Origin of the sequence: Bradyrhizobium sp. UFLA01-814 (assembly GCF_046718885.1) — a bacterium.
In the GTDB taxonomy this organism is placed as follows: Bacteria; Pseudomonadota; Alphaproteobacteria; order Rhizobiales; family Xanthobacteraceae; genus Bradyrhizobium; species Bradyrhizobium elkanii.
The window spans coordinates 1-5,446 of record NZ_JAQOSR010000298.1; the positions used below are offsets into that span (position 1 = coordinate 1).

At 63.8% G+C, this 5,446-nt stretch carries 5 protein-coding genes and 1 pseudogene; 5 read left to right on the top strand and 1 reads right to left on the bottom strand.

Annotation, left to right across the window (positions count from 1 at the left end):
* Positions 1-332: IS110 family transposase (locus PMN64_RS41745; RefSeq protein ID WP_411784981.1), on the bottom strand; the 332-nt coding region annotated here is incomplete at its 3' end.
* A 672-nt stretch (positions 333-1,004) separates the two neighbouring features.
* On the opposite strand from PMN64_RS41745, the gene tolQ reads away from it, so the two are divergent.
* The 5 genes and pseudogenes from tolQ to PMN64_RS41770 all read left to right on the top strand — a co-directional run.
* Positions 1,005-1,718 (top strand): protein TolQ, encoded by a 714-nt coding sequence (tolQ, locus tag PMN64_RS41750; RefSeq protein WP_016846954.1) that lies wholly within the window; start codon positions 1,005-1,007, stop codon positions 1,716-1,718.
* A 34-nt stretch (positions 1,719-1,752) separates the two neighbouring features.
* Positions 1,753-2,220: a biopolymer transporter ExbD gene (locus PMN64_RS41755; RefSeq protein WP_028340645.1), complete on the top strand. Its 468-nt coding sequence runs from the start codon at positions 1,753-1,755 to the stop codon at positions 2,218-2,220.
* Positions 2,221-2,248: 28 nt separating this feature from the next.
* A complete protein-coding gene (locus PMN64_RS41760; protein ID WP_028340644.1) occupies positions 2,249-3,181 on the top strand; it encodes a cell envelope integrity protein TolA in 933 nt (310 codons plus the stop codon).
* A gap of 72 nt (positions 3,182-3,253) precedes the next feature.
* Positions 3,254-4,579 (top strand): Tol-Pal system beta propeller repeat protein TolB, encoded by a 1,326-nt coding sequence (tolB, locus tag PMN64_RS41765; RefSeq protein ID WP_028340643.1) that lies wholly within the window; start codon positions 3,254-3,256, stop codon positions 4,577-4,579.
* Positions 4,580-4,802: 223 nt separating this feature from the next.
* Positions 4,803-5,446, top strand: a pseudogene (locus PMN64_RS41770) (diguanylate cyclase); the annotation flags it as partial.

Consider the following 5,446-nt stretch of genomic DNA (forward strand, 5'->3'; position numbering starts at 1 on the left):
AGGACCAGCTGATCCCGCCGTTTTGCAAGCCTCGCCAAGGCGCCCCGTGCAGGATCGGCGACCTGCTCGGGGGCGGGTTGCATGGCCCGCGCAAAGGCCGCCAGCATCCGCGCATCGATCGGATCGGTCTTGGCGAGTAGGCCGCTGGCCCGTGCAAAGTCGCGGGCACGGGCCGGGTTGATCCGTGCGAACTGGATCCCGGCCTGACGCAGCGCCTCGCGAAGCGCGAGGTCATAGATACCCGTCGCCTCGAAGACCACCAGCGCATCGCATTGCCAACGCGCCACCTGCTGTGTGATGGCCTGTGTCGCGTTGGCAATGCGCCTCGGCACGCCGTCAGCCTCATCAAAGATGTCGAGGTGGTTTTTGGAGATGTCGATTCCGACGTAACGAAGAGCTATGATCACGGTGCCTGTCCCTGTGATGCGAGGTCTGTTGGCGCAGCCTCGTGCAACTGTTCAGGTTGATAGATGGAACGGGCGGGAGACCGAGCCGGCTCACGGCGTCAAGCGCCAAGGACCCAACGGCTTCCCGCCCACCCACATCCTGACAGACTTCCAAGACACAGGGACCCATAACCCCAAATCTCAATTGTTGCGCGCGCTGGGGCCACAATCGCGTTCATGATTGAGTGCGGTGGTTATGGATCCCGGCCTTCGCCGGGACGACGTGGGGAGGGGTCTCGCCACCTTCCATCCCGCGGAAACTGTTCATCTGTGGAACCCGCCAACCTCCTTCACCGGCGGCATTTCCCGCCTCCAAATTTCCCTTTGGTAACCTCGCCTTAACCATGATTAGCGTTTGGTTAGGGTCGGAATGACGCGTGAAAAGCCCTCGTTTTGACATGTTGGCAGGGGAAGCAGGGCCCGGCTTTGGACGGGCCCCCCATGCGACAGATGTAAGAGGCTCTCGCGCAGTTTTGCCGCGCCGGGCGCACGGCCGTGGAAGGGGTGCCGATTGGCGGCCCGCCGAATTGGGACACTTGCGTTGAGAGGATATTGCCGATGAATCCCGCCGATGTGGCTCAGTCAACTCTGCCACTGGCATCGAGCGACGTGTCGCTGATCGCGCTGTTCTGGCAGGCCCATTGGGTCGTCAAATGCGTGATGTTGGGACTTCTGTCCTGCTCGGTGTGGGTCTGGGCGATCGCAATCGACAAGATCCTGCTCTACGCCCGCACCAAGCGGGCCATGGACAAGTTCGAGCAGGCCTTCTGGTCCGGCCAGTCGATCGAGGAACTCTACCGGGCGCTGTCGGCCAAGCCGACCCAGTCGATGGCGGCCTGTTTCGTCGCGGCGATGCGGGAGTGGAAGCGCTCCTTCGAGAGCCAGTCGCGGTCCTTTGCCGGTCTGCAGGCGCGGATCGAGAAGGTCATGAACGTCTCGATCGCCCGGGAGGTGGAGCGGCTGGAACGCCGGCTGCTGGTGCTCGCCACCGTGGGCTCGGCCGGCCCCTTTGTCGGCCTGTTCGGCACCGTCTGGGGCATCATGTCGAGCTTCCAGTCGATCGCGGCCTCCAAAAACACCTCCTTGGCGGTGGTGGCGCCCGGTATCGCGGAAGCGCTGTTTGCCACCGCAATCGGCCTGATTGCCGCAATTCCGGCGACTATTTTCTACAATAAGTTCACTTCGGAGGTGAACCGGCAGGCCGCGCGCCTGGAGGGCTTCGCCGACGAGTTCTCCGCCATCCTGTCCCGTCAGATCGACGAGCGGGGTTGAGTTAGATGATGGACACTGTTGCGAGCGCACAATCATGGCGATGAGCATGGCAGGGTCCGGCGGCGGTGGCAGACGCCGCCGCGGGCGCAAGCCTGTGATGGCCGAGATCAACGTCACGCCGATGGTCGACGTGATGCTGGTGCTGCTGATCATCTTCATGGTGGCGGCGCCGCTGATGACGTCGAACATCGACATCGACCTGCCGGTGGCGAGCGGCGGCAAGTCGATCTCGTCGAACCAGCCGCCGCTGACATTGTCGGTCAAGCGCACCGGCGGCGGCTGCAACTCGAATGTCGAGCTCTATCTGGGCGACGCGCCGGTCACGGCCGCCGATTTTCCGGCCAAGATCAAGGCGATCGGGGACGCCCGGTCGGATGCCGAAAAGGTGGTCTATCTGCGCGGCGACAAGGACGTCTGTTACACGGATATGATGAAACTGCTCGGGGAGGTCCGGGCCGCAGGATTCAAGGCGAATATCGTCATCATCCCGGAAGGTGGATAGTGTACGGCAAGGCACGGGGAAGCCTGATTTGAAGGTCAAGGTCGACAAGACTCTGGCGGCATCGATTGTCCTGCACGTCCTCGTGATCGGGTGGGGCCTGATTTCGTTCTCGACCAAGGCGTATGTAATGCCGGAAGAGGAATCGGTCGCCGTCGACGTGATCTCGTCGGACCAGCTCTCGCACGTCATGGCCGGCCAGAAGGACGGCAAGAAGGAAAATCCCAAGCCGCTGGTCGAGAAGGTCGCCGAGGCCAAGCCAATGGATGATGCCGTCGGCAAGATCGACGACAAGAAGCCGCCGGTCGTGACCGATACGGCGCCAGCGCCGACGCCGAAGGTGGAGAAGCCGGAAGACAAGAAGCCGGATCCGCCGAAGAAGGTCGAGAACAAGCCGAAGGAAGAGCCGAAGCCGGTCGAAAAGAAGCCCGATCCGGTGAAGCCCGACCCGATCGCCGAAGCGATCAAGAAGGAAGAGAAGAAGCCGCCGCCGAAGCCGGTGCAGCAGGCCGCGAAGCCGCCGCCGGAGCAGAAGCCGAAGGATCGCGTGTTCGACCAGAGCAAGATCGCGGCGCTGCTCGACAAGCGTGACCCGACGCGCGCATCGGCGACCGGCGACACGCTGAACGCCAACGCCGCGCTCGGCACGGCAAAGGGCAAGGCCGCCGACAACTCCGCGACCTGGGGCGCGATGTTCAAGCAGCAGGTCGAGCGCTGCTGGAAGAAGCCCTATGGCGGCATCGAGGCGCAGCAGACAGAGGCGGTGTTCTCGATCAAGCTGAAGCGTGACGGCTCGCTCGAGGGCATGCCGGTGCCGGAAGGGACGCCGGCGACGCCCTATCTGCGCGTCTATCAGGAGAGCGCGCTGCGGGCGATCATCGAATGCCAGCCGTACAATCTGCCGGCGGCCTTCTTCGACGAATGGAAGTATTTTGCGCCGGTGTTCACAGAGCGAAAGACCTGAGGGCGACGGCGTCGCTTGGCCAATAGCAAACAAAGTCTACGGACAATGACCGACCAGAATGATTTGCGTGCAATGACGTTTCGCCTCGACCGCCGACAGATGATCTCCGGAATGGCTGCCCTTGGCGTGCTGGCCGGAAGCCGCAGCGCCTTTGCACAGAAGCGCGTCGTCATTCCGGAAGGCGACTTCGCGCCGCTGCCGATCGCGATCCCGAACTTTGCCGCCGGCACGCCTGGGGACACCGAGGTCGGTGTCGGCGTGACGCAGGTGATCACCAACAATCTGAAGCGCAGCGGCCTGTTTGCGCCGATCGATCAGGCGGCCTATCTCGAGAAGCAGATCAACATCGACGCGGCGCCGAACTTCAACAACTGGAAGAGCATCAACGCGCAGGCGTTGGTCACCGGCCGCATGACGCGCCAGGGTAACGGGCGCGTCAAGGCGGAGTTCCGGCTCTGGGACGTCAACACCGGCCAGCAGCTCGCCGGCCAGCAGTACGACACGTCGGCTGAATACTGGCGGCGCATCGCGCACATCATCTCCGACCAGATCTACGAGCGGCTGACCGGCGAGAAGGGCTATTTCGATACCCGCGTCGTGTTTGTCGACGAGAGCGGCTCGGCGGACCGCCGCGTCAAGCGCCTTGCGCTGATGGACCAGGACGGCGCCAATGTGCGCTACCTGACCCGCGGCTCGGATCTGGTGCTGACGCCGCGCTTCTCGCCGTCGACCCAGGAAATCACCTACATGGAATTCGGTCAGGGCGACCCGCGCGTCTATCTGCTCAACATCGAGACCGGCCAGCGCGAGATCGTCGGCAATTTCCCCGGCATGTCGTTCTCGCCGCGCTTCTCGCCCGACGGCCAGCGCGTCATCATGAGCCTGCAGCAGGGCGGCAACTCCAACCTGTTCGTGATGGATCTGCGCTCGAAGTCGATGACGCGGCTGACCGACACGCCGGCGATCGACACCTCGCCATCCTATGCGCCCGACGGCACGCGGCTCTGCTTCGAATCCGATCGCGGCGGCAAGCCGCAAATCTATGTGATGCCGGCAACCGGCGGCGGCGCACAGCGCATCTCGTTCGGCGACGGCACCTATTCGACGCCGGTGTGGTCGCCGCGCGGCGACTACATCGCCTTCACCAAGCAGGGCGGCGGGCAGTTCGCGATCGGCATCATGAAACCCGACGGCTCGGGCGAGCGCATCCTGACCTCGGGCTTCCATAACGAAGGCCCGACCTTTGCCCCGAACGGGCGCGTCGTGATGTTCTTCCGCGATCCCGGCGGCAACAGCGGCCCGTCGCTGTTCACCATCGACGTCTCCGGGCGCAACGAGCTGCGGGTACCGACCCCGGGCTTTGCCTCCGACCCCGCCTGGTCGCCGCTGTTGTCGTGAGCTGGGCGCAGACTGCTCTGGGGAACCCCGGCGGCGATCGGCACTTCTCACCTAGCGCACTGAATTTTATGGTGAATTCCGGCCGTCGCCCTGGCGCGGCAAGGACTTGCTAACGATGTTCGCTCAGAAAGACTTCACCTGCGATCAGTAAGAGTGCGAGCTGAAAAGGACGCGCGCTCTCACAATGCAGTTTGCAAGTCAGACGGGTGAACCGGACCGGTCGATGTCGCCGACGATTTCGGCGGCGCTGGTCGATTCCCTGTTCATGAACCCCGCGCCCATGATCTTCGGCGCCTTCGGCCCCGCCATTGCGGGCGCCGTGATTGCGGCTGTCACGAGCAATCTCCTGTGCTGGCTGTGCGTGCCGCTGTTCATCGTGGTGGGGCTGGCGCGCGCGCTGCAGATGTACCGCTACCAGCAGCGCAATTCCCGGCTCACCGTCGAAGAGTCCGTGACCTGGGAGAAGCGCTACCGGATCGGCACCATCGCCTACGGCATTTCGCTCGGCATCTGGGGCGTCACCGTGCTGCTCACGACCAATGATGCCGCCGCGCACATGCTGTGCGTGACCACGGTGGTCGCCTACACCTCGGCGGGGGTAGGGCGGACCTTCGGCCGGCCGCAGATCTTCCACCTGCATCTGTTGATGTCGATCGGTCCCTTGATCCTAGCCCTGATGTATGTCGGCGGCCCCTATCACATCGCCCTTGCGCTGCTCAGCCTGGTGTTCTTCAGCGCCATCCGGCACCTGACCTCCAGCCTGCAGCGCATCTACGTCAACGCCTGGATCGCCAAGGAGCGCGAGGCCGCGCTGGCGGGCCAGTTCGATACCGCGCTGAACAACATGCCGCACGGCCTGTGCATGTT